Genomic DNA, 23,440 nt, shown 5'->3' with positions numbered 1-23,440 from the left:
TTTACTCCGAATAAAATCCGGAGCTCGCCATTTAATATTAATGAAAAAATCCTTAATCGTAGTGGAATCTCCTGCTAAAATTAAAACCTTGCAAAAGCTCTTAGGGAAAGGTTTTATTTTTGCTTCATCACTAGGACATGTTGTTGATCTTCCCGCCAAGGAATTCGGTATCGATATCGAACATGATTTCGAACCTGATTATCAAGTTCTTCCTGATAAACAAGAAGTTATCAGCCAAATTCGCAAATTAGCCTCTAGCTGTGAAGTTGTTTATCTATCTCCCGACCCTGATAGAGAAGGAGAAGCCATAGCCTGGCATATCGCCAACCAGCTTCCAAAAAATACGCACATGCAACGAATTTCATTCAATGCAATTACCAAAGGTGCTGTTAACGAAGCTTTAAAGCATCCTCGAGAAATCGATATGGCTTTAGTAAATGCGCAACAAGCCCGTCGCCTCTTGGATCGTATTGTAGGTTATAAGATCTCTCCTATTTTAAGTCGCAAGCTCCAGCAACGATCAGGCATATCGGCAGGACGTGTGCAATCTGTTGCGTTAAAGCTTGTTGTAGATCGTGAAAAAGCTATAGAAGCTTTTGTTCCTACAGAATATTGGAATATCCGTGTTTTCCTTCAAGACCCTAAGACCTCAAAAACTTTTTGGGCGCATCTCTATTCTGCAGATGGAAAAAAATGGGAAAAGGAACTTCCTAAAGGAAAAACCGAAGATGAAATTTTATTAATCAATTCCGAGGCTAAAGCTCAACATTATGTAGAGCTTTTAGAAGATGCTTCCTATAGAGTTACTCGCGTAGAAGCTAAAGAGAAACGTCGCAACGCAGCGCCACCGTTTATTACATCAACTTTACAGCAAGAAGCCAGTCGTCACTTTAGATTTTCTTCTTCGAAAACAATGTCTGTGGCTCAGACACTATATGAAGGCGTTGAATTAGATAATGAAGATGCAACAGGATTGATTACATACATGCGTACAGATTCCGTACGTATAGATCCTGAAGCATTAAGCAATGCTAGAGACTACATACAGGATACATTTGGTCAAGAGTACCTTCCTAAATCCCCTAATCTCTATGCCACAAAGAAAATGACTCAAGATGCCCACGAAGCTATTCGTCCTACGGATATTCAGTTATCTCCAGATAAGCTTCAGGGAAGATTAACTGACGATCAACACAAACTCTATTCTCTCATTTGGAAACGTTTCGTTGCTTCCCAGATGAATCCTGCAATTTATGATACGTTAGCGATGACCATCTCTACGAACGTAAAAATAGATTTACGCGCTTCAGGATCGTTATTGAAGTTCAAAGGTTTTCTAGCTGTATATGAAGAGAAAATTGATGATGATATAGCTGAAGAAGAAAACCTCTCTCTTCCTCAACTGCATGCTCAAGATGTTTTGGATAAAGAAAAGGTTTCTGCAGAACAGGCATTTACAAAACCTCTTCCGAGATTCACAGAAGCTTCTTTAGTAAAAGAGTTAGAAAAGTCTGGGATAGGCCGTCCATCCACATATGCAACGATTATGAATAAAATTCAAAGTCGTGAGTATACAATTAAAGAAAACCAACGTCTGCGTCCTACAGAATTAGGGAAAATCATTTCACAATTCCTAGAGACGAATTTTCCTAGAATTATGGACATAGGTTTTACAGCTCTTATGGAAGATGAGCTAGAACTTATCGCTGATAATAAAAAGTCCTGGAAACTACTTCTTAGAGAGTTTTGGGACCAATTTCTTCCTGTAGTCACCACAGCAGAAAAAGAAGCCGTTATCCCACGTGTTGTAACCGATATAGAATGCTCGGCATGTCATAAAGGGAAACTCGTTAAAATCTGGGCAAAAAATCGTTATTTCTATGGCTGCTCAGAATACCCTGAGTGTGACTTCAAAACTTCTGAAGAAGAACTTGCCTTTAATAAAGATGACTATGCTGTTGATACACCTTGGGATAGTCCCTGTCCTGTTTGTGAAGGTAAAATGAAAGTCCGTCATGGGCGTTTCGGCACGTTTTTAGGATGTTTAAACTATCCTAAGTGCCGTGGAACGATTTCTATTCATAAAAAGGGAGAAGAAGTAGAAAAAGAAGAATCCATTCCTTGCCCCGCTATAGGATGCTCTGGAAAAATTCTCAAAAAGCGTTCACGTTATAATAAAACATTCTATTCTTGTTCAGAATATCCCGACTGTAGTGTGATTGGCAACACTATAGATGCTGTTGTTACAAAGTATACAGGAACACCAAAAACTCCTTACGAAAAGAAAACAACAGGCAAGAAAAAAGCTGCATCAAAAACAAGTAGTAAAACTACAAAAACAAAAGCAAAGAAAAAGAGTGAAGGAAAAACTACTAGGGTAGGCTCTTTACTTACACCTTCTCCTGAGCTTGCCTTAATGATAGGCAATGAGCCTGTAGCGCGTGGAGAAGCCACAAAGAAAATCTGGAAATACATCAAGGATCAGAATCTACAATCGCCTGAAAATAAAAAGATGTTAATTCCCGATGAGAAATTTCAAGCAATTATTGGCCCCGAACCTGTGGATATGTTCCAACTGCCAAAATTGCTAAATCAGCATTTATTTAAAGCTGGTTGATCCCGATGCTCATCATCAGCTTCTTCATAACTATCGATAAGCTGATACACTTCTTGCACAGATGTAGCTTTAGACAAGGCTGAGCGTAGAAATCGCACTTTGGAAGCTGATATTAGATAATGTCCGCAAAGCTTTCGTGTTTCACAGAGAAACTTCGCTTCACTTTGATAATATTCATCTGCCCACTGCAAATGTTGAATAAATGCCTGTTTCCTCACCGAAAAAGGTATTTTTTCATATGTTCCTGTCGTGAGATAATCTTGTATCTGTCTTACTATCCAAGGAGCTCCCATCGTACCACGTGCAACAAGAACGCCATCACAGCCCGTAGTGTCTAGCATTACTTTAGCAGCTTCTGGAGAAAATACATCACCGTTTCCAAATACGGGGAAATCTTTACCCGCAGCGGCCTTCGCTCGTGATATATATTCAAGATTACTAGGGCCAACGTAGCCTTGGGCGCGCGTTCTTCCGTGTACGAAAACAGCGCTAGCTCCAGCATCTTTGATCACTCTCACCGTCTCTTCGATATTAATGTTATTTCCATCCCATCCAGAACGTATCTTTACAGTAACAGGAATGGATACAGCCTCTATAATCTTTTCTAAAACTTTCCCAATAAGCTCAGGAGATTTCAACATCCCCGATCCGCTACCATCTTTTGTAATCCTATCCGTAGGACAACCGCAGTTTAAATCTATTAAATCGAAACCTAAACCCTCTAATACCTTAGCAGCTTCCCCCGCCATTTCGGGTTTACTACCACAAAGCTGCCCACCTATAGGGCGCATCGATTCAGAATATTCTAAAAGTTTCAATGTGCGCGAAGGAGAGTAATGTAACCCTTCTATCTTAACCATCTCACAAAACATCAGAGCGGGCGGGCCATAAAGCGCCGACATTCTCCGATAAGGATAATCTGAAAAACCCGCTAAAGGTGCGTAAACAATGGGGGATCTTAGTAAAATATTTCTTATATATATTGAAGAAGCCATGGAGACTGGAAAATATTAAGAATAACAAACCTCAGGGTTCGTATCACAATAAAAGGAACAGCCTCTAAGCAAAGTAGAGCGATCAACGGACTAATATCAATGAAGCCAATACGAGGAATAAATTTTCTAAATAGAGCTAAGTAGGGGTCTACGAACCTGTATACGTATTGGTACCATTTTGTATTGTGACATTCAGGAACCCAAGAGGCAAGAATATACACCAAAATTAAAAAACTATAAACATTAATAGCGGCTTTCAAAAAATAAGATACCATTTCTTTTCCCTTTATAAACAATTAATATGTGTTTTTCTTGAAAAACAGCCATTTATTCTTTAAAATGGTTACCTTTATTTTTTAAGAACACCGTACTATGGATTTTAAACTGCCCATATACCACATCGGGGTAACCCAAGATGCAAATAATACTATTAAAATAGCAATTTTGCAGAAAACATGTAAAGGATGGATAGTTTCCCATTGCGAGCATATCTTTGAAGATCAAGAATGGCAACTTCCAAAAAAATACTTAACAGCTTCTATAACTTTTTCTTTAAAGGGAACTGATAGTCTAATTAGAAGCTCTGTTTCTTCATTAAAAAATAAAAAAAACATTTTAAAGATAGCTTTAACTGATTTAGAAACTAACGCGGCATTTCCCTGGAATTCCTTGGTAGTTGCTCCTAAATTAGGCAAAAAAAACGAAAATGGAGAAACCCTAGTAACTTTATGGGTAACACAGAAAGCTACAGCTGAACGTGAAATAGCTCTCCTACACAAAGCGCGCATATTTCCAGATGCCATATCCTGCCAACCTGCGGATATATTTTCCCTAGCGCAACAGACACCTTTAAAAGCTCTCCCTGCATATTTTTTGGTTTATACGGGTTCTTCTGAGACTACGTGTCTTTTTGTCCAAAATGGATCGGTTCTGGTCTCCCGTTCTTTTTGCAATCCCACTAAGAAAAACAGCGACGATATTCTCACCACGCTAGATTACGTAAGGGAGACTTATCCTGCTGTAGAGTTAACCGCTATACATACTGTACAACTTCCTGAGGAATCAAAAAAATATTTAGAACAAAAATTGTCTTTACCCCTGATTTCCTGCCAAACAATGACTTTTGGTTTAGAAGAGGAGGAGTGGGCAAATTATGGTGATGCGATTACTACGGCGTATCACGGAGCTTCCCGAAAGACATTAACATTTCCCTATAATCCAGTTTTTAACTGTGTAGAGTCCCAGAAGCATTGGTTGAAACGTTCTGCATTTATAATAGGAAAACTAGCCCTATTATCCACAATATTTGTGGGTCTAGGCTCTACGTTAAAACTCGCCTCTATTTCTCATCGAGTACGAGAAAATTTCGCCTTAGTGTGTCCTGAAACAAAAAAAATTCCTAAATCCCTTCGTGGTGTAGAAGAAGCGCTGCACACTGCTGTATCATCGAATATGCGCTTTGAGTATCCCTACCTGCCTACAATCCCGACAAATAAAGAAACTATGCAATTTCTTTCTTCTGTAGCGCAGAATACTCCTTCCGTGAGACTTTCGTATTTCTGTTATTCCCTAGCATCATTCCCTTCACAACAGAATCCTGCGCTACCTTACAAAGCGCTTATTTCCGTTAGAGGTGAAGGAAATCCAGAAGAAGTGTCTGAATTCCTCCGCAAAATATCCCTTCATCCCAAACTCTCCGATGTTACCAAGACATTGTGTGATGGACACTCTTTTGAATTACAATTTACTATAGTTTCCCAGGAAGCCCTATGAAAAAATGGTCATTAGTTTGCGCTCTTATTGCGTTAAGTTTAGTTAGCTGTCTTCCGATTATAGGCATCGTTTATAAACATGTCCGGACAACAAAACGTTGGGAAGCTCTAAACTCGCACATTCTTACTCTAAAAGTTATGAAAGATCAATCTGATCTGATTAATAGAATGAACGCGCGCCTTAAACAACAACATAAAAACATACAACCCCAAGAATTTATTCAAGCGAGTAAGAAAATCCGCCTATTAGGTAGGGAACAAGACCGTTTGATGTCTCTTAAAGAAAATTCCCTGATTTCTCAGAGTAAAGAGGTGTGGTCAAGGAAACAACTGTTTCTTTCGTCCAAAAATCAAGCGCTATGGTCAATCGGACAAATTTCCGATGATCTCATATCGCTACGTCTGGAAAATCCTGTAGAAGCTGATAGCGATAATCTTGAAGAACTATTTCATCTATTCGATACTAATAACCCCAACGCACCTTTAGCTTTCTTCACACATTGGGAAATGACAAAACTGACCACACCGTTAAACAATCAGGTATGGTCTATAAATGCTGAGGCTATAAGTCGATGGTTATAAGAAAATTTTTATGCTTATTCCTTCTATGTTTTGCTTTTACTCCGGGCTATGCTGCTGGAACCTATGAGAAGCTGACTTTAACAGGGATTAACATCATTGATAGAAATGGCTTATCAGAGACGATTTGCTCCAAAGAGAAGCTGAAAAAGTATGCTAAGGTAGATTTCCTATCTCCCCAGCCCTATCAAAAAGTTATGCGTATGTATAAAAATACACGAGGTGAAAATGTTTCGTGTTTAACAACATACCACCCGAATGGTCAATTAAAACAGTATTTAGAATGTGTGAATAATCGCGCTTGCGGACGTTATCGAGAATGGCATAGCAATGGGAAAATCAAAATCCAAGCAGAAGTCATAGGGGGAATTGCAGATCTTCATCCCTCTGCAGAATCCGGATGGTTATTCCATGGAACAACACTAGCTCATAGCGATGAGGGCATGTTAGAGGCTGCCATTAATTACGATAAAGGTCTGCTACAGGGAGCCTCGTATTACTATCATCCGAATGGTCAAGTATGGAAAGAGTGTTCTTATCATAAAGGTCGCGCTCATGGTGATTTCCTTACTTATACAGTGGAAGGTTTCCTGCTGAAAAAGCAAACTTATCAAGATGGAGAAAAGCATAGCACATCCGTACGCTATGAAGAACGCTCCAATGTTGTGCTTTCTGAAGAAGAATATGATAATGGTTTATTATTAAAAGGTTCTTATTTAGATCCTCAAACACACGAAGTATTCTCTGAAATCGTTAATGGCAATGGAATACAAGCAATCTACGGGAAACACGCCATTGTAGAAACTCGTGTGTTTGTACGGGGAGAAGCCTGTGGGAAAGTTACCGTATTCGATAGTCTTGGAGATCAAATTCTTCAAACATATGCACTGATTGAAGGTGCAAAACATGGTGAAGAGTTATTTTTCTACCCCGACACGGGGAAATCCAAACTTCTTTTAACCTGGAATCACGGCATTTTACAGGGTCCTGTAAAAACCTGGTATCCAAATGGATCACTAGAAAGTTGTAAGGAATTGATAAATAATAAAAAATCCGGCCTATTAACTCTGTACTATCCTGAAGGCCAGATTATGGCTACTGAAGAATACGACAATGAGCTACTTATAAAAGGAGAATACTTCCGTCCCGGAGATCGACATCCCTACTCTAAAATAGATAAAGGCTGCGGCACAGCCGTATTTTTCACATCTTCAGGAACTATCACTAAAAAAATCCCCTATCAAGATGGTAAACCTCTGATCAATTAGCTATGGATACCTCTGTAATTGCTGAGAAAAAGAAGCAACGTGAGTTTTTTATCTCCCTAAGACAATCTATACAGGAACCACGATTATCACAAGCCGCTCAGGCCGTTGCTTCTTTTATTCGTGAATTGCCTAAGGGAAGCTTCGTGCTTTCCTTTATTCCCTTCCAATCAGAAATCAATATAGATTTAGCAAATCGTATTCTCATCAACGAATTCTCCCTAGCTCTACCACAAACACAAGATTATCAACTTACACCTGTTCATGTACCCTCGTTAGAGGTCTTATCAAAACTCACGCATCCTTTACGGATTTCTGAATTTAATTTAGAGCCCATTGAACCTCAACAGATCACCCACGTTCTCGTTCCTGCCCTAGCTTTTGATGATAATAATTATCGTCTTGGTTACGGCGGTGGTTATTACGATCGTTGGTTGGCACTAAATTCCCACCCCACAACTATAGGCATCGGTTTCAAAGAACAAAAAACTCTTATTCTCCCCAGAGAAGACCACGATATTCCCCTATCTCAAGTATTTTTCGCGTAACAAAGTCTATTTTAGGAAAGGTGTTCAGAAATATCTCCTAGAGATTTTTACCCCCTAATTATAAAGACCTTTGTGTTTTTTCCGATAAATCAGTGAATTGTCAATAACACATTCTGTGTGTATGATGGCAGGCCACTGTCAAGGTGATTACGAAAAACCTTTTATCCTCATTACAACGAACTCTACAGATACAGAAAATGTTACATTTACAACTGCTTTCTATCTTGACTGGTGTGAAAAATTGGGTTATCCATAAAAATCAAAAGAAAAGCCAAGCATACATCTATCATAAAAAATCACCACTCTGACATCTCTTAGCTAATTTCGAGAAGAAGCTTACCCATTTCTTCTCTCAAAGTCCAAAAATGAAGGACTATTGCATAGAAAGTGTGGAAAAAAGGAGCACCTATTAAATGAATGTACCTGATCGTAAAAAAGCACTAGAAGCAGCAATTGCCTATATCGAAAAACAATTTGGCTCTGGATCTATCATGAGTCTAGGGAAACACTCTGCCACTCATGAAATTTCAACTATAAAAACAGGAGCCTTATCTTTAGATTTAGCTTTAGGTATTGGGGGTGTTCCAAAAGGACGTATCGTTGAGATTTTTGGTCCTGAATCTTCAGGGAAAACTACATTAGCTACCCATATTGTTGCGAATGCTCAAAAAATGGGCGGCGTCGCTGCATATATCGATGCAGAACATGCTTTAGATCCCAGCTATGCTTCTCTTATAGGTGCAAATATCAATGATCTTATGATCTCCCAACCTGATTGTGGTGAAGATGCTTTAAGTATTGCTGAGCTATTAGCAAGATCAGGAGCTGTTGACGTTATTGTTATTGATTCTGTAGCTGCTTTGGTTCCCAAAAGTGAACTCGAAGGCGATATCGGCGATGTACATGTAGGCCTACAAGCACGTATGATGTCTCAGGCATTGCGTAAGCTTACAGCAACATTAGCGCGTAGTCAAACTTGTGCAATATTCATTAACCAGATTCGTGAAAAGATAGGTGTTAGTTTCGGTAACCCTGAAACAACAACAGGTGGACGTGCCTTAAAATTTTATTCATCAATACGTATGGATATCCGTCGTATCGGAGCTATTAAAGGTAATGAAAGCTTTGATCTTGGAAACCGTATCAAAGTTAAAGTTGCTAAAAATAAATTAGCACCTCCATTTAGAACCGCAGAATTTGATATTCTCTTCAACGAAGGTATTTCTTCAGCAGGATGTATTCTAGATCTAGCTGTAGAGCACAATATCGTGGAAAAAAAGGGTTCTTGGTTCAACTATCAAGATCGCAAGTTAGGACAAGGAAGAGAAGCTGTTCGTGAAGAACTCAAGAAAAATAAAAAGCTATTTGATGAGTTAGAAAAACGTATCTTTGACATAACCTCTGCAGCAAAAGCAGCAGTTGTAGAGGAGAAAAAAGAAGAGCAGACAGCGCAACCTGTAGCTTAAAACTACAATCTTTAGATTCTCCTTCTCCTTGTAAAAACAAGAGAAGGAGAACTATTCAAATTAATGACGGCAGTTACAACCACATGAAGAAGGTTTAGAATCCGAAACAGGAGGCGGAGTTGCTGAGCAAGTATCTTTCTCGTCTAGGAAAGTATCTAAAAAGTCATATAAAGCATCACATACTTCTCTAGAAGCTTGTAAAACCTTATTACAATCACTATTTAGCAAAGTCTCTATTAATTCTCTTTCCTCACGAGCATGTCTTACATCAACATCTTGATGTACTGTGAAATACTCATAATCTTCAGGAGCAGTAAAACCAAAATACTGTTTTAATCCTGAGATTTTAGTCTCTGCAACTGTAGGGATTTGGCTTTCATAGGTATATAAAGCAGACACACCCGCTGATAACGAATCTCCGGTACACCAACGTAAAAATGTATCAACTTTCTTTTGTGCTGCTGCGCTAGGAACATGATTTTCTAATTCTTCCTCAGTAACACCCAAAGCATAGGCAAAATTTTTCCACAGATCGATATGATTAGGATGGCCTGTTTCTTCATCCATAAGGTTATCAAGAAGTAGTTTACGCGCTTCTAAATTATCACAACGGCTATGAACTGCGGAAAGATAACGTGGGAAAGCTTTGATATGGAGATAGTAATCCTTAGCGTATGCCTTTAACTGCTCTTTCGTTAATTCTCCCTTAGACCATTTCATATAAAAGGTATGATCTAACATATGTTTTTCTTTGATGTTTTTATCTAATAAATCTAAACAGGGTTTCATTAACGCCTCCCAAAAATTAAAAATGTGTAGATTCCCAAGCTACAGAACGGAGGATAGGACCATACAGATCTTCTGTTTCATCAATATCCAGTAATGACAAATCCGACTGTAGCGTAGGGGAAGAATGAAAAGTTATTTTAGGTGCATCTTCTATAAGCGCTATGGGCGTGTGTTCATCCCCCTCTCCCATACAGAGTACAGCAGAGACCGCTAAGGCATCTAAAAGATTAATTTGCGTCATACGTAAGGGTCGGCCAAAACAATCAGGTTTCCCTACATAACTATATAGAGGGGAAAATCCATACCAACATAATCCTAACCCTAAAACTCCCCGACGCATAGGAGTTGTATGGCTGTCTACAATAATCACTCCAAGATTCTCTAAATGATAAAAATTCTTCAACCAAACGCCTAAAGCATTTGTGGACGCTAATAAATCCCGAGGATATAAAACGTAATAATCTTGAGCATTGGACTCATCAATTCCTGCAGATGGAATCAAAATTCCTTGTTTCTTCGTTAGGTATAAATCATGAAGAGCGGAATAAACATAGGCATCTGATTCCTGCTTGATTAAAGCCCCTTTTGTTGTTGTCTTAGTATCAACAACCGCGCCTTCACAAAGACTCAAAACCTTTGAAGATAAAGCAATTATAGAATTCTCAGACAAAGAGGGAAGAGATTCTTCTAAAATTTCATAGAGATCATCATGAACATGAACTCTACGCGTGACAATCGGCGAGACTTTCATAATAGCAAAATGTTAAATCTTTTTTTTCATCTAAAATTGTCTTTTTCCAACCTTCCAGTGAAGATAAAGGGAAAAAAACATCTCCGTCGTAACACTTATGAATGTGCGTTACAAAACATCCATGCAACAGATGATTTTCTAAAAATAAAGAAAACAAATCTCCCCCACCGAGAAGGAAGATCGGAGAAGGAAGTTCTAAATTACGAAATTCCTCCAATGAAGATACCCAAACCCTATCCTCGGAATTTTCATGAAAATTCTTAGAAAATACTATTACCTTACGGTCGTTCGTATACTTATCAGGAAGACCTTCGAAGGTTTTCCTCCCCATAATTAGGGGCATGTTTTCTATAATTTTCGAAAAAAATTTTATATCTTCAGGATAGTTCCAAGGTAGTTTTCCTTGATTTCCAATTACTCCGTTAGGATCGCAAGCGACTATACCAAGTATTTTATACATACACTCCAGGCCATGCTGCTGCAGATAATACTCTTTGATTAGCCTCTACATCATGAACTCGCAAGTAGTTCACTCCTTGTTGCTGCAACAATACTGATAAGCTAACGGTTTCCCAATCACGATCTTTAGCATCATATTTTCCTAGAAGAGCAAAACAAGATTTCCTTGAATGGCCCACTAACGTAGCACAGCCAAGCTTCCGGAATTTTTCCATTCTATGTAACACATTCAATGCTTGTATTTGGGTTGTTCCAAAAGCGATACCCGGATCAAAAATAATTTGATCTTGATTCAAACCTAAGTTAACAAAAGCTTCTATTTGCTTTTCTCCCCAACTTAATAATTGATCAGAAGCACAAGAAGTAAACGCTAGTGTCTTATCAGGGCGAGGAGGAAGAGAGCATGAATGGTTAATAACTAATAATAAATTTGCGTCTCTGGCAATCTCAGCCATTTCCTTAGAACCGCCTGAAACGTCGTTAATCCAACGAATAGGATAAATCTCTAGGGCTCTTCTGATAATTTCGGGATAAAATGTATCTAATGAGACATCAGGACATTGCTTGCGTCCTATCCATGTTTCAGCAAGTAGCTTTAATACGGGCTCTAAGCGCGCCCATTCTTGTTCTACATCAAGCAGCTGCTTCACCTTGGGATTAGTCGCCTGTCCTCCGAAATCAATAACAGAAGCTCCCTGAGCAAACAATTTTTCAGCATGAGCAACTGCTTTAGAAGCTTCCAGATACAATCCTCCATCCGAAATAGAATTATCGGTGACATTGACTATTCCCATTAATAAAGTGCTGGGAGAAAAACTATTCAAAATCATCTCTTGAGGACATGGAAGAAGATGAGCTATTTCTCCAAATGTTTTTAAATGGTACTCAGAAGCTGGTTGATGAAATTTTCTAGTAGGACAAAGTGAGGCAACAAGAGAAAGTAAAAAAGGCCTTTCTAAGATTCTCTCATGAGGTATGCTGATGTCTTTCTGTTGGCAGTTTTCATCTCCGTATAAAAGGATATCAATATCCAAAATTCTCGGAGACCAGGGTAGCGCATTAGCATCCCTACCAAGCTTACGCTCGATTTGTTTTATTTCTGATAACAACTGTTTTGGAGATAGGGTTGTTTTTCCAATAAGTACGGAATTAAAAAAAGGCAAATCCCATTCTTCTGGAGAACCAGGAAATAACAAAGCTTTTGTTTCTAAAATTATAGAACTTTGCAAATCCTCTATATCCAACTCTTTTAAAAGAGAAAATGCCTTGCGAAAATTTTCAAATCGATTCCCTAGATTAGATCCTAGAGACAAACAAATAAATTGAGCTGTTGTCATAGCGAGATTTTCCTACTTATTTTAAAGCAAATGGGCTTCAACAAGTTAGGAACAGGAGGCCGTTCTTTACGCACCTCTAAATCTATTTTAGAAACCTTGTTCTTTAACTTTGATTCTAAAGCATCCATTAAGAGCTTAGACAAGTGTTCGACTAAAGCACAAGGTTTACTAGAAGCAACTTCCTCTATTAAAGAAGTTATCTCGACATAACAACATGCATCATTAAGATCGTCTGAAATACAAACGGAAGGTTCTTCAAAAAAAGAAAGAACTATAGAAACTAAAATGGGCTGCTTAAAATGTCGCTCTTCGGGAGAACATCCAAGACGCACCCACACACGAAAATCTGAAATAATTAATTGATATGGTTCTGCGGCAACACCTAAAATTTATGAAATGTGTTTGGTTACTTACCTTTGATATTTTTTGCTTTACCCGAGCCAGTTTTTTCCTCTTCCAAAAGATCAAGGAAAGCTCGTAGCTGTTTTGAACGAATCGGGTGACGCATTTTCCTTAAGGCTTTAGCTTCAATCTGACGAATACGTTCTCGAGTCACGTTAAACGCTGATCCCACTTCCTCTAAAGTTTTAGGCTTCCCGTCTAAAAGACCGAAACGATGAATCAATACAAATCGCTCTCGATCTGTAAGAGTTTTTAAAACTTCCTTCATCTTATCTTTAAGCATTGAATAGCCCGTAGCTTCTGCTGGGGATTCTACGCCAGTATCTTCTAAGAAATCACCGAAAGAGCTTTCGCCTCCTTCGCCAACTTCTGCCTGTAAAGAAATAGGATGCTGGGCAATTTTATAAATTTCCCGCACCCGATCAGGAGTTAATCCTAATTCTTCAGCCAACTCCTCTGGAGTAGGCTCCTTACCTGTTTCCATCATTAATTTCTTCGCGCCCCGAAGAACCTTATTTATGGTTTCAATCATGTGCACAGGAATACGAATAGTTCGCGCTTGATCAGCTATAGCACGAGTAACTGCCTGACGAATCCACCAAGTGGCATAAGTAGAAAATTTATATCCTCTGCGGTATTCAAATTTTTCTACAGCCTTCATCAAGCCCATGTTACCCTCCTGAATCAAATCTAAGAAGGATAGACCGCGGTTTGTATATTTTTTAGCTATGGAAATTACTAAACGCAAGTTGGATTCAACCATTTCTTTTTTAGCTTCCTGGCTCTTATCCATCCAACGTTGCAACATACGCACGTCTTTTTTGAACTCTTCCAGAGTTCGTCCTGCAGCGACTTCTCGTTTATATAATCTGCGTTTAGCAGCATCTAATTTTGCTGCTGCAAATTTATTTCTTTCTGCTCGAACTTTCAAATCATTAATTTGTTGTTCTAACTGTAAGAAAGAGTCGTATGCTTTAAAGACAACTTCGCCAAAATCCTCTGTAACATTGTGACGACAGTGGAAACAACGTAGATACGCCTGCGTACGGATACGACATTTTTCTAAATTATCATTTAATTTCGCACTTTCTTGTTTTGATAGATTACTTTGCTTCAATGCTAAGAGGAGTGATTCTAGATAGACATCTTCTTCCTTAAGCAAGGTTATTAACTTAGGGAGCAACTTAAGGAAATGTGCTTTATCTTCTACTTCTTTTTCCGAGATAATTTTATCAAAACGCTCTTTTCCATTGATCAGATACTGTGCTATGGAAATAGCTTCTTTCGAGGAATAACGAAAACGTAAAATAATACGTTCAATTTGAACTTGTGCTTTTTCTATTCTCTTAGAAATTTCAACTTCTTCCTCTCTAGTTAAAAGAGGAACCGTTCCCATTTCTTTCAAATACATACGTACGGGATCATCTGGAGTTCCCTCTGTACGCTTGGCGAGGCCTTCTAGCTCTTTGGCTTCTTTCTTCCTTTCTTTTTGTCTTTCTACATCTGCTTGGTTCAGGACTTGGATATCCATTCCTGTAAGGAAAATCAGCACCTGATCAATTTGTTCAGGCGTGTCGAAAGACATAGGAAGGATCTCATTGATCTCCTCGTAAGTGATAAAGCCCTGATCTTTAGCAAGAGAAACAAGTTCCTCTAACTTTTTTTGAGCTTCTTCTTCATGAGCCGCTTCCGTAGCCTGGCCATTTTGTGTATTCATGAGCATTTAATTATTGGGTTGCAACAAAATAATAGGGCCCTAGCCTTTGGGTAATAGTTTAGCCAAAGAAAGATAGGAAATCTAGGGATTTTTAATAAGCACGGTCGATGATGAGTCTATCCACGAAGAGCATCCATGCGTACCGGATAAAGAACTCCCAAAACATGATTATGCAGAGGACCTTTATTTAAAATAGTTAAGCAGTAATAAAAAGGAATTTGACCGTGGTTTTTTGTCTTGATTATTACTTTTCCCGATCGTTCTTGTCGATCAAGTAAACGAAGATCTGTTTCCCATTGAGGCAAACCAGAAATAATAATATCACTATCCGTATTCAAAAAATCTTCTACACCATAGCCTGTCCAAGTCTTAAATAAAGAATTTGCAAAAACTGCCCTCTGAGATTGCGGAGCATAGACAAAAAGCATTCCAAGCCCCTCTTCTCTTAGATTATCAAACAGCTGACGACATTCCAAAGAATAGTTATGTACAGAAGACTCCGATCTTATATAACGAGAAGCTGTCAAAGACGACGCTGCCTCGGCATTCTCTACTTTAAAAGCTATCTTCTTTAATTCTGAAAGAAGCTGCTTAGGTAATTCTTGAGAATTAACCGTAGCTTGTCTAGGCAAGCTGTCTACAATATTTGACTCAAGCTGCAATAAGTTGCGAATCTCACACATCAGATCCTGCACTTTCGACTCCAGCTTTCCAATATATACCTGTCTCATATCCAGCATATTATGCTGTTCTGTAAAAGTTGCTTGGTATTCTTCATTAAGAACTTGCTGGTAAGCGAGGGCATCTGCAAGTTCTCGATTCAATTGCTGACTTTCCTCTTCTTTTTCACGACACTCTTGAGACAGTGCATCTAACTGCAACTGTAAACATTGATTTTCTTCTCTTAAACGAGCGGCGGTACCCTCCATGCGTTGCGCATCAGATTTTGTTTTCATAAACACACTACGAACATGGAGCAATTGATTAAGAAGTTTTTGATTTTGAGATCTCAATTGTTGACTCTCATATTGACGCTCTTCAACAGATTCACGTATTTTTCTTAACCCCTCGTCTTTTTCAACAATCTTACGAATTTTAGTTTGCAATAATTGACCGGCAGCCGTTTTCAACTGCTTTTCTCTAAGTCCGATAGAGAAAAACCAACCTACCGAAGAAATAATTGAAAAAATTAAATAGCTATAATTTTTATGAGAAGTTGAAAGAAAGGGTAGACAAATTAAGGGAAGAAGAAATGCAGCTATAGGGAAAAGATAGTTATAGTACCGAGAAATCGGGTGAAAAAATTTTTTCACAAACGACATAAAAATTCGAATCCTTGTCTCATTAACTCATAAAAGTATGTTTTTACCGTCAAAGTCTTTTTAGAAAAACTAAACGGTTAATTCTATTTTTTTATGTTCGCACAAAAGTTTATTTATCTCTCCCATAAAATACCTCTTGTTTTTCTCTGTTTTTATTCCTTTTAATTGTTCTTTCTTCTACAATCCTGACCTTACTGCAAGACAGTATATTACAATTGTTAAGTCTTATTTTGAATCTTAAGACTGACTTTACTCTTTTGCACTAAAAAAGCCTTGGTTTTGGAGTAATAATGGCACCAAAGAAAACAACTAAGAAAGGCGGTCCAAAAAAGCGACCTTCTGCAGAAAAGCGTATTTTAACCGCGCAAAAACGTTATTTGATCAATCAAAGTTTTAAGTCAAAAGCAAAAACTATGATGAAGAAATTTGAAGCCGCTTTAAAAGCCGGTGATCAAACAACTATCACCTCGGGATTACAGTTAGTCTATAGTGTTACTGATAAAGCTGTAAAAAGGGGTATTTTTAAACACAATAAAGCAGCTCGAATCAAGTCACGTGCTACTTTAAGAGCTAATGCAAAAATATAATTTTTAATCATTTGTAGGTAATTATGACTACTTCCTCCCTTACTAGATTTTGTCCTTTTCTATCATCTAACATTCTTTCAAATCCTGTGTTGAAGATGTGTGGTAATAAGGTTCGGAAGGAAGCTGGAAAATTGCATGATAGCATGAATCTCTTAGGAGACATGATTGGAGTTGTTGGTTCTTCTTCAATGATTGCTAAAGCGTCTCTAGGATTAGGTACTCCTAACACTCTCGCAAAACTTTCCTCTTTAGAGGATGCTTGTGGAATAGCTTCGGGAATAAATAATTGTATGGATACCGTTGCCCTGTTCTCCCAATTTGCAACAGGGGCTATGTTCTATGAAGTTGATTCCTCTACCGGTAATTTCATAATCGATACAAAAACTATCCAAAAAGAAGACGGAACAGTTCAGCTTATCTCTAACCGCGTTTTAAGGTCTCCTCTTTCTATTGCAAGTAAAGTTACCCGTTTGGCTTCAAAAGCAACAGGCTCAGTTTGCTTCATGAGTGATGATTTAAAACTTATGTCTTTAGGCAAACATGCTAGAGGTTTAGGAGGAGTTGCTACAAGCTTGTCAGCGATTAGCTCAGCTTGCGGTGCTGCTGATGATGTTGTTAGTATCGTTGGTGCTATACGCTCAACAAATAGTGAATCCTCGGCTGAAGATTTCATAGAGCGTCGCCAAACATTAAGAGAGAAATTCTACTCCCTACTTTGTAACTTAGTCGATTTAATCGGTGATGTTCTTGGTTTGTTTGCTTCGTTCGCACCAGCTTTATTAGGACCTCAATCTGCACTACTTATCGGTATTTTCTGGTTGATGTCTTCAGTGCTCAACTTTGTTCAAGATTTTATCGGTTAATAAAAGTCTTTTTTAAAAGAATCGATTTATTCTACCCCATAAGTATACTTGTGGGGTTTTTTTATGATCTTATTCAACGTCTCACTGTCTGCCCATACAGATATACTATGTTTAGCACGTGTAATGGCCGTGTAGAGAATAGATACATCAAAAATTTCACATCCCTTAGGAATGATAACAATAACATTATCATATTCGCTCCCCTGACTCTTATGCACCGACATAGCATAGTTATAGGTGTAATAGGAAAATTCTTTAGAATCTATAGAACGGGAATGAGAAAAGAATAGCCGCTGTCTTTTCGGACAAAGAAATCCCGTATCTCCATTAAATAGGCCCCAAGCCTCATAACGTTCTGTAATCATAATAGGGATAGGTAGATCAGGATGTGTTTTTTGTATTTCATTAAAGATTAGCTCATTGAGGCGTAAATATCCCCAGGGACCGTGACGCATAGGAGTTAAAATACATAACTGCGTTTGAGATAAGGGTGTGTTTACAAACGCCTCTTTAATCATAGTAATTGCAGAATATATAGGAGGTAGGGGTGTAAAAGGAATCGATTGTTTTTCCAAAATTGCTTTTGAAAAATTCTGGACTTGATCTGTTTTTGCTCTGTGAGAAACGGAAAGATGTAAAGCTCTTTCTGGAAAACGCAATATCAAATCCTGAAGAGGGTTACCCGCGCCCACTCCTATAGGAGGGAGCTGATTTTCATCACCTAATATAATTAAATTATCCGCGATAGTTTTTCCGCTCTTGTTTTCCCCTGATAATGTATTGACCAGGCTATGTAAAAGGTTAAACGTTACCATAGAACCCTCATCAACTAATAATAGATCTACAGAACTACACTGATAATAAACATGCTCTTGTAAAAACCTATGGATTGTTTGGGTAATGACATTATCCTCAGAAATATTATGTTGAGAGAGTATATGACGGATATGTGAAGTCGCCTTTCCCGTAGGAGAAACTATAGCGATACGAATTCGAGGATACTGCTTAATTAAAGTGAGTATTATCTCCACAGCTAAAAATGTCTTTCCTGTTCCAGGACCTCCACAAATCAAAGAAAAACAATTATTAATAGCTTTTTGAAAAACAATATTTTGTTCTTGGGATAATTTAGGGAGGATTTCTGTAGTTACATTATACCGAGGAGAGGCTTGGGATAATAAAGAAAGCTTTTTGAAAAGCTTTTCCCGAATTGCATACAAAGAACGTAAATATATCCTATTGTTTTCTATGACAAACAAAGATGAGCAAATATCCTCAGGAAGAGCCTTGAAGTACTCATAGAAAACCTTTTCTGAAATTCCGGACAAAGAAGGAAATATGCGATTCTTATCTATATTAAGAAAAGGATATCCGCAACGCCAAAGAGCAGAAGAAAGCGCAAGGAAAGCGAAAGCTTTTTTTGAATTTGGAGAAGTATATTTTCTAGCGAAAGCTAAGTCTAAAGGCAAAACAAGTTGTTGTTGAACTACATCATAAAGAAGATGTGAGACGTCTAAACTTAACGAGGGCATAGAATCATATGCGTTTTATCCTCTTTTATAACTGGCTCCATGATCTTTTGGTAGATGTTTTTGGCATATTGCTAATGCCTTCTGAACTTTAGAATCATACATACGCTCATTTGAAGGAAGAGAGTATAGATAATCCCAAGCCTCTAGATAACATTTATTTTCTAGAAGACACAGGCCCAATAAACGATAGGTCAGAGGTGAAGGAGCTATTTTTGTAAGCCATAAACTATAAAAATAACATTTGTTATATTCTCCTTGAGCATACAAAAACTCCGCATCCGCTAAAAAGTTAGCTATTTCTTCTTCTCTTATCGTTATAGGAGTCAATCCCAACTCCGTAATGAAATCTTCTAATTTCAACAAACGTGCTATGGAATGTCCCGATAACATTTGCTTATATGCCTGCTTTACAAATAGAAAAACGATGTTTTCACTTTCAATATCATAGTTTGTAAATTGTAAAATGAGACGAAGTAAGTTCAGAGCTTTATCATCACAAACACCCTGATTCCAAAGTTGCTTTGCTCCTTTCATCAGATAATGAACAAGTTGTTGCCTATCTATATCATAAGATTGTATCGCTTCCCAAAGATTGAGATACTTTTTTAAATTTGTATAATCAACATCGTCTTGGGAAATGATGTCTTGAAGAGCATCAGGAGAGATTATTAACTTTTCACTTACCCACAAATCTGAGTCTAAAGTTTTTAATACTGAAAGCGTTTGTTGAGCTTTTGTAGTTTGTACTTCTTGTACCTTTTCAGATAAAATTATACCGAAAGCATTTATAAGCCTTTTCTTAAGAGGTTCTATTTCAAAAAAAGTTATAGAATTACAGAGACTTACCACTTGTTCAGGGAAAGAAAAAAATCTATCTATTAAAGGTTGGATTACTAAGTCATAGTTAGGATTGAAATAAAATCGTTCCCAATTTTTGATTATCTGCATCAAAGGAGCTAAACGTTCTTCAGGAATAACAAAAAGATGCTTCATAAGCATCGTAAACAATTCTTCCTGAGGGATAAATTTTTCATAAGATCTTTGATCTATTGCATGAACTTTCTTCTTATAAAAAAGAATCATTTCATAATAATCCGGATAAAGCTTGCAAGAAGTTGATTGTTTCAGCTCTAAAAAGTAGCTCCTACTTAACATCAAAACAGCATAATCATAAGCTTCAGAATCCCAATCGCATTCTCTTTTTAACAATTTCTCAATAATACGATTAAGAATAGCGCGTCCTTCTGAAAACTCTCCTAATTCTATCAAACAATGAGCTTCTATATTCTCTAAAAAGAAATCAGAAATTAGCTCTTGGATGTTCAAATCTAATAAAGAAGATTCTGAACCCTTTAACTGATTTTTCCATACTGACAAAGCCTGTAAAGCCCTATCAAAATGCTCCTGTTTATAATTCAATAAGAATTCAAATAAAGAAAGATACTGAGATTTTACAAATTGCTGACGCAAAGATCCGATGAGAATCTCCATTTGTTCTGTATCTTCTAAGAAAAAAGCATTAAGAATCCGTCCGCCTATTACCTCTTCTTTAAATAAAAATTGCGTGTTCTCTATTTCATCGTAAATCTTAGAAAAAATTTTCTCAGATTGGTTCATATTTTTCTGCTTTTGCAGAATAAATCCTTGGAAACAAAGAAGGCATTGTTTTTGTTGACTAGGAAGCAAACGATGTAAAAGAGATTCTACTTGTTCTTTTTGACCATCTACCCATAAGGCTGCTGCTTTTGCACTTTCTAACGACGTTACAGAAGGGTTGTGTGAGGAACATATAAAATATAACCCCCCTCCCATAGCGAAACACGAGAGAAAAAATAAGCAAAACACTATATAGCGAACCATTAGAGCCTCTACCGGCTTTGTTTAAAACCGTTGGTTTTTAATTAATTTTTTAACTTGTTAAAGTTAAATTATATATATTGAGTTGTCTTTATGCAAAATTATTTTTAATCAGAAAAAAATTAAAAAATTGTAAAGGATCTTTGAAAAATAAAAGATTTTGTATTAGTTACTCAAATAATATAGCCCATCTTGTTCACTCATGCTTACGGATAAAATTATATTATTTGTTACCGAAGACAGTAATATATCTTTGCAAATGAAAGAGTTTGCTCAGAATGTCGAATATAAGATAATTGTCTCTTCTGCTCTTACGGATGCTTCTGAAGCCGATTTAATTTTTTGTGAATACTTACTTCTCCCTGAAGTTATGTTTGCAAACAAAATTCCATCCGAAACAGATCTAGTTGTATTATTTGATGTATTTGAAGAAGAAGCTATTGTAAAAATTTTAAATAACGGTGCAAGCGGTTATTTACTTCGTCCTATAACAGTAAAAGTTTTAGATGCTGTTATTCGAGCTTTTTTACGTAATCATCATCATTTCGAACATGCAATTCCTGAATCTATTTCTTTTGGTGATCGAACTTTCCATCTTTTAAGTCTTTCTATAGATTCCCCTCAGGGCACTATTCATTTAACTCCTTCAGAAGCAGGAATATTAAAAAAACTTCTGATGAACCGTGGTCAGTTGTGTTTAAGAAAACACTTGCTCGAGGAGATAAAGGGAAACACCAAAGAAATTATAGCTAGAAATGTTGATGTTCATATTGCTTCTTTAAGAAAAAAATTAGGACCTTATGGGTCAAAAATTTCTACAATTCGCGGTGTTGGTTATTTATTTTCAGAAAATGACAATCTAACTAACGCATCAACAAGCGAACCGACAACAACCTATCCTTAAAATAGCTCTTGATTACCCCTTGTCACTAAATCACCATAACTAGACAATATCTTAAAAAGCTATGACCTGCCATGATATTTGCATCTGTTTTATTTTCTCCTGAAGATTTCCCTTTTCCAGAACTTATTACAGAAGCGTATTACACTTGGGATATTTTAGCATTAATAGATAAAAAATTGTCTACACATGTGTTCTCAGGTATTCACGGCACTGTAGAATCTGGAGCTTTTCTAAAGAACGTAGAGAGTATAGAAATTGCAGAGGGCGCTTACGTAGAATCTGGAGCTTATATTGCTGGTCCTTGTATTATAGGTCCTCAAACGGAAATACGCCATGGCGCTTATCTACGTGGTGGTGTGATTACCGGAACAGGGTGTGTGATAGGACATTGCACAGAAGTAAAGAATGCTTATTTTGGTCATCATGCCAAAGCAGGACACTTTGCTTATGTTGGAGATTCTGTTTTAGGCTCAGAGGTTAATCTCGGTGCCGGTGTGCGTTGTGCGAACTTCCGTCTTGATGGAAAAAATATCTCTGTTACTTGCGAAGAGGGAAAGATAGACACCCAATTAAGAAAAGTAGGAGCCTTTCTTGGTAAAAAAGTTTCTGTAGGGTGTAACACCGTTATTAATCCTGGGCATTGTATTCCTGCTCTTACAACAATTTATCCCGGAAAAGTCATCTAGTTTAGGGGAAGAGTTATGGTCGTTATGGATATATTCGAAACTTATCGAATAATGATAGAAGAAGGTATTGAGTCTGCTTTAGAAGATTTTGGTTCTAAAGGATTATCTGTACGCGCACCCGTAGAGTATTCTTTAACAAGTGGTGGGAAACGCATTCGACCTATGCTAGTTTGTATGATAGCGAATGGTCTCGGTATGAACAGAGATGTTTTAGATTCTGCCTTAGCTATAGAATTCATACACACATCTACATTAATCGCTGATGATCTTCCTTGCATGGACGATGACGATGAGCGTCGTGGGCGGCCTACAGTACATAAAGCTTTTGACGAAGCCTCTGCTTTACTAGCATCCTATGCTTTAATTCCCTCTGCATATTCTCGGATCCGTTTAAATGCAAAGAAACTCAAATCTCAAGGTGTAGATCCTAAAGAAGTGGATCTTGCTTACGACATTATCTCTGATGTTACAGACAAAAATTTTGGTGTTAACGGTGTTTTAGGGGGACAATATGAAGATATGTTCTTTAAAAATGACGGTCCTGAATATGTCCAATCTATCATTAATAAGAAAACAGGCGCTCTTTTTGAAATAGCTTGTGTTTCTGGTTGGTTATTTGGAGGTGGTGATCCTTTATGCGTTCCTCAAATAATTGAATTTTCTCAGGCTTTCGGTCTTCTATTTCAAATGAAAGATGATATTTTAGATATGCATCAAGATGGTAAAGATGTGGGATTGAATTACGCGCTGTTATTTGGTTTAGACGCTGCAAAAGAGCTTCTAAACACTTCAATGGATAGGTGTATTAGATTACTCAATCACCTTAGACAACATGGTTTGAAAGACTCTTCAGAATTAGAAATGCTTATAGAATATATGGGCGTTCGCGATTATTAAAGTAAGATGTGTTAAAAATCTGGGTGAGAGGATTTGAACCTCCGCCCCCTTGCACCCCATGCAAGTGCGCTACCAGGCTGCGCTACACCCAGGAA

23 protein-coding genes and 1 tRNA gene are annotated in these 23,440 nt (G+C 37.6%); 12 read left to right on the top strand and 12 right to left on the bottom strand.

From position 1 onward, the window contains the following. Window positions 1-40: 40 nt before the first annotated feature. A complete protein-coding gene (topA, locus tag O6937_RS01620; RefSeq protein ID WP_332389941.1) occupies window positions 41-2,617 on the top strand; it encodes a type I DNA topoisomerase in 2,577 nt (858 codons plus the stop codon). On the opposite strand, the gene dusB is transcribed toward topA, so the two are convergent. Further along, on the bottom strand, window positions 2,593-3,612 hold the full coding sequence (dusB, locus tag O6937_RS01615) for a tRNA dihydrouridine synthase DusB (protein ID WP_332389940.1): 1,020 nt from the start codon (window positions 3,610-3,612) through the stop codon (window positions 2,593-2,595). The two genes, topA and dusB, sit on opposite strands and share 25 nt — an antisense overlap. Next, window positions 3,591-3,887: a YggT family protein gene (locus O6937_RS01610; RefSeq protein WP_332389939.1), complete on the bottom strand. Its 297-nt coding sequence runs from the start codon at window positions 3,885-3,887 to the stop codon at window positions 3,591-3,593. Before O6937_RS01610 ends, dusB begins: the two co-directional genes overlap by 22 nt. Before the next feature lie 97 nt (window positions 3,888-3,984). Between O6937_RS01610 and O6937_RS01605 the strand changes: the two genes are divergently transcribed. The 6 genes from O6937_RS01605 to recA all read left to right on the top strand — a co-directional run bounded on the left by O6937_RS01605 (window position 3,985) and on the right by recA (window position 9,242). Next, the gene (locus O6937_RS01605) at window positions 3,985-5,385 is read left to right on the top strand and encodes a hypothetical protein (protein WP_332389938.1); all 1,401 of its coding nucleotides are present in this window, start codon (window positions 3,985-3,987) and stop codon (window positions 5,383-5,385) included. Further along, window positions 5,382-5,966, top strand: coding sequence for a hypothetical protein (locus O6937_RS01600; protein WP_332389937.1), 585 nt, complete (start codon window positions 5,382-5,384; stop codon window positions 5,964-5,966). Before O6937_RS01605 ends, O6937_RS01600 begins: the two co-directional genes overlap by 4 nt. Beyond that, complete coding sequence (locus tag O6937_RS01595; protein ID WP_332389936.1) at window positions 5,957-7,231, top strand: toxin-antitoxin system YwqK family antitoxin; 1,275 nt, start codon at window positions 5,957-5,959, stop codon at window positions 7,229-7,231. Before O6937_RS01600 ends, O6937_RS01595 begins: the two co-directional genes overlap by 10 nt. Window positions 7,232-7,233: 2 nt before the next feature. Then, complete coding sequence (locus O6937_RS01590) at window positions 7,234-7,776, top strand: 5-formyltetrahydrofolate cyclo-ligase (RefSeq protein WP_332389935.1); 543 nt, start codon at window positions 7,234-7,236, stop codon at window positions 7,774-7,776. A 124-nt stretch (window positions 7,777-7,900) separates the two neighbouring features. After that, window positions 7,901-8,032, top strand: a complete 132-nt coding sequence (locus O6937_RS01585; protein WP_332389934.1) for a hypothetical protein — start codon at window positions 7,901-7,903, stop codon at window positions 8,030-8,032. A 157-nt stretch (window positions 8,033-8,189) separates the two neighbouring features. Next, window positions 8,190-9,242 (top strand): recombinase RecA, encoded by a 1,053-nt coding sequence (recA, locus tag O6937_RS01580; protein WP_332389933.1) that lies wholly within the window; start codon window positions 8,190-8,192, stop codon window positions 9,240-9,242. A gap of 60 nt (window positions 9,243-9,302) precedes the next feature. Here recA and O6937_RS01575 read toward each other — a convergent pair whose 3' ends face one another. The 7 genes from O6937_RS01575 to O6937_RS01545 form a co-directional block, all read right to left on the bottom strand. After that, window positions 9,303-10,031, bottom strand: coding sequence for a CADD family putative folate metabolism protein (locus tag O6937_RS01575; RefSeq protein ID WP_332389932.1), 729 nt, complete (start codon window positions 10,029-10,031; stop codon window positions 9,303-9,305). Between the two features lie 16 nt (window positions 10,032-10,047). Beyond that, the gene (locus O6937_RS01570) at window positions 10,048-10,782 is read right to left on the bottom strand and encodes a putative folate metabolism gamma-glutamate ligase (protein ID WP_332389931.1); all 735 of its coding nucleotides are present in this window, start codon (window positions 10,780-10,782) and stop codon (window positions 10,048-10,050) included. Beyond that, the gene (locus O6937_RS01565) at window positions 10,754-11,242 is read right to left on the bottom strand and encodes a dihydrofolate reductase (RefSeq protein WP_332389930.1); all 489 of its coding nucleotides are present in this window, start codon (window positions 11,240-11,242) and stop codon (window positions 10,754-10,756) included. The genes O6937_RS01570 and O6937_RS01565 overlap by 29 nt, the downstream gene beginning before the upstream one ends. Continuing rightward, window positions 11,235-12,578, bottom strand: a complete 1,344-nt coding sequence (gene folP, locus O6937_RS01560) for a dihydropteroate synthase (protein WP_332389929.1) — start codon at window positions 12,576-12,578, stop codon at window positions 11,235-11,237. The genes O6937_RS01565 and folP overlap by 8 nt, the downstream gene beginning before the upstream one ends. Next, window positions 12,575-12,967, bottom strand: coding sequence for a dihydroneopterin aldolase (gene folB / locus O6937_RS01555; RefSeq protein WP_332390122.1), 393 nt, complete (start codon window positions 12,965-12,967; stop codon window positions 12,575-12,577). Before folB ends, folP begins: the two co-directional genes overlap by 4 nt. Window positions 12,968-12,984: 17 nt before the next feature. Beyond that, a complete protein-coding gene (locus O6937_RS01550) occupies window positions 12,985-14,703 on the bottom strand; it encodes an RNA polymerase sigma factor (RefSeq protein WP_213241886.1) in 1,719 nt (572 codons plus the stop codon). A 110-nt stretch (window positions 14,704-14,813) separates the two neighbouring features. Continuing rightward, a complete protein-coding gene (locus O6937_RS01545) occupies window positions 14,814-16,019 on the bottom strand; it encodes a hypothetical protein (protein WP_332389928.1) in 1,206 nt (401 codons plus the stop codon). 290 nt (window positions 16,020-16,309) lie between these two features. On the opposite strand from O6937_RS01545, the gene rpsT reads away from it, so the two are divergent. Next, window positions 16,310-16,606 carry a 30S ribosomal protein S20 gene (rpsT, locus tag O6937_RS01540; protein ID WP_332389927.1) on the top strand — a complete coding sequence of 99 codons (297 nt, stop codon included), beginning with the start codon at window positions 16,310-16,312 and terminating at the stop codon, window positions 16,604-16,606. 188 nt (window positions 16,607-16,794) lie between these two features. Continuing rightward, the gene (locus tag O6937_RS01535; RefSeq protein WP_332390121.1) at window positions 16,795-17,469 is read left to right on the top strand and encodes a hypothetical protein; all 675 of its coding nucleotides are present in this window, start codon (window positions 16,795-16,797) and stop codon (window positions 17,467-17,469) included. 26 nt (window positions 17,470-17,495) lie between these two features. Here the strand turns inward: O6937_RS01535 and recD are convergent, their stop codons facing one another. Both recD and O6937_RS01525 read right to left on the bottom strand, forming a co-directional pair. Continuing rightward, window positions 17,496-19,001: an exodeoxyribonuclease V subunit alpha gene (gene recD / locus O6937_RS01530; RefSeq protein WP_332389926.1), complete on the bottom strand. Its 1,506-nt coding sequence runs from the start codon at window positions 18,999-19,001 to the stop codon at window positions 17,496-17,498. 15 nt (window positions 19,002-19,016) lie between these two features. After that, complete coding sequence (locus O6937_RS01525; RefSeq protein ID WP_332389925.1) at window positions 19,017-20,861, bottom strand: DUF1347 family protein; 1,845 nt, start codon at window positions 20,859-20,861, stop codon at window positions 19,017-19,019. A gap of 199 nt (window positions 20,862-21,060) precedes the next feature. Here O6937_RS01525 and O6937_RS01520 point away from each other — a divergent pair, with 199 nt between their 5' ends. The 3 genes from O6937_RS01520 (at window position 21,061) to O6937_RS01510 (ending at window position 23,345) form a co-directional block, all read left to right on the top strand. After that, a complete protein-coding gene (locus O6937_RS01520; protein ID WP_332389924.1) occupies window positions 21,061-21,762 on the top strand; it encodes a response regulator transcription factor in 702 nt (233 codons plus the stop codon). A 71-nt stretch (window positions 21,763-21,833) separates the two neighbouring features. Next, window positions 21,834-22,448 (top strand): LpxA family transferase, encoded by a 615-nt coding sequence (locus tag O6937_RS01515; RefSeq protein ID WP_332389923.1) that lies wholly within the window; start codon window positions 21,834-21,836, stop codon window positions 22,446-22,448. A 15-nt stretch (window positions 22,449-22,463) separates the two neighbouring features. Then, on the top strand, window positions 22,464-23,345 hold the full coding sequence (locus tag O6937_RS01510; protein ID WP_332389922.1) for a polyprenyl synthetase family protein: 882 nt from the start codon (window positions 22,464-22,466) through the stop codon (window positions 23,343-23,345). A gap of 18 nt (window positions 23,346-23,363) precedes the next feature. Here the strand turns inward: O6937_RS01510 and O6937_RS01505 are convergent. Next, window positions 23,364-23,437, bottom strand: a tRNA-Pro gene (locus tag O6937_RS01505). Between the last annotated feature and the right edge of the window lie 3 nt (window positions 23,438-23,440).

The organism is Chlamydia sp. 04-14 (genome assembly GCF_036632095.1).
Classification (GTDB): domain Bacteria; phylum Chlamydiota; class Chlamydiia; order Chlamydiales; family Chlamydiaceae; genus Chlamydia.
The sequence above is the reverse complement of the archived record's forward strand: the minus strand, read 5'-3'. Positions and strand labels throughout refer to the sequence as shown.

What these genes read in the sequence shown, in the direction of transcription:
- topA (WP_332389941.1), top strand. Translation starts at nt 41, where the DNA reads ATGAAAAAATCCTTAATCGTAGTGGAATCTCCTGCTAAAATTAAAACC.
- dusB (WP_332389940.1), bottom strand. Translation starts at nt 3,612, where the DNA reads ATGGCTTCTTCAATATATATAAGAAATATTTTACTAAGATCCCCCATT.
- O6937_RS01610 (WP_332389939.1), bottom strand. Translation starts at nt 3,887, where the DNA reads ATGGTATCTTATTTTTTGAAAGCCGCTATTAATGTTTATAGTTTTTTA.
- O6937_RS01605 (WP_332389938.1), top strand. Translation starts at nt 3,985, where the DNA reads ATGGATTTTAAACTGCCCATATACCACATCGGGGTAACCCAAGATGCA.
- O6937_RS01600 (WP_332389937.1), top strand. Translation starts at nt 5,382, where the DNA reads ATGAAAAAATGGTCATTAGTTTGCGCTCTTATTGCGTTAAGTTTAGTT.
- O6937_RS01595 (WP_332389936.1), top strand. Translation starts at nt 5,957, where the DNA reads ATGGTTATAAGAAAATTTTTATGCTTATTCCTTCTATGTTTTGCTTTT.
- O6937_RS01590 (WP_332389935.1), top strand. Translation starts at nt 7,234, where the DNA reads ATGGATACCTCTGTAATTGCTGAGAAAAAGAAGCAACGTGAGTTTTTT.
- O6937_RS01585 (WP_332389934.1), top strand. Translation starts at nt 7,901, where the DNA reads ATGGCAGGCCACTGTCAAGGTGATTACGAAAAACCTTTTATCCTCATT.
- recA (WP_332389933.1), top strand. Translation starts at nt 8,190, where the DNA reads ATGAATGTACCTGATCGTAAAAAAGCACTAGAAGCAGCAATTGCCTAT.
- O6937_RS01575 (WP_332389932.1), bottom strand. Translation starts at nt 10,031, where the DNA reads ATGAAACCCTGTTTAGATTTATTAGATAAAAACATCAAAGAAAAACAT.
- O6937_RS01570 (WP_332389931.1), bottom strand. Translation starts at nt 10,782, where the DNA reads ATGAAAGTCTCGCCGATTGTCACGCGTAGAGTTCATGTTCATGATGAT.
- O6937_RS01565 (WP_332389930.1), bottom strand. Translation starts at nt 11,242, where the DNA reads ATGTATAAAATACTTGGTATAGTCGCTTGCGATCCTAACGGAGTAATT.
- folP (WP_332389929.1), bottom strand. Translation starts at nt 12,578, where the DNA reads ATGACAACAGCTCAATTTATTTGTTTGTCTCTAGGATCTAATCTAGGG.
- O6937_RS01550 (WP_213241886.1), bottom strand. Translation starts at nt 14,703, where the DNA reads ATGCTCATGAATACACAAAATGGCCAGGCTACGGAAGCGGCTCATGAA.
- O6937_RS01545 (WP_332389928.1), bottom strand. Translation starts at nt 16,019, where the DNA reads ATGTCGTTTGTGAAAAAATTTTTTCACCCGATTTCTCGGTACTATAAC.
- rpsT (WP_332389927.1), top strand. Translation starts at nt 16,310, where the DNA reads ATGGCACCAAAGAAAACAACTAAGAAAGGCGGTCCAAAAAAGCGACCT.
- O6937_RS01535 (WP_332390121.1), top strand. Translation starts at nt 16,795, where the DNA reads ATGATTGCTAAAGCGTCTCTAGGATTAGGTACTCCTAACACTCTCGCA.
- recD (WP_332389926.1), bottom strand. Translation starts at nt 19,001, where the DNA reads ATGCCCTCGTTAAGTTTAGACGTCTCACATCTTCTTTATGATGTAGTT.
- O6937_RS01525 (WP_332389925.1), bottom strand. Translation starts at nt 20,861, where the DNA reads ATGGTTCGCTATATAGTGTTTTGCTTATTTTTTCTCTCGTGTTTCGCT.
- O6937_RS01520 (WP_332389924.1), top strand. Translation starts at nt 21,061, where the DNA reads ATGCTTACGGATAAAATTATATTATTTGTTACCGAAGACAGTAATATA.
- O6937_RS01515 (WP_332389923.1), top strand. Translation starts at nt 21,834, where the DNA reads ATGATATTTGCATCTGTTTTATTTTCTCCTGAAGATTTCCCTTTTCCA.
- O6937_RS01510 (WP_332389922.1), top strand. Translation starts at nt 22,464, where the DNA reads ATGGTCGTTATGGATATATTCGAAACTTATCGAATAATGATAGAAGAA.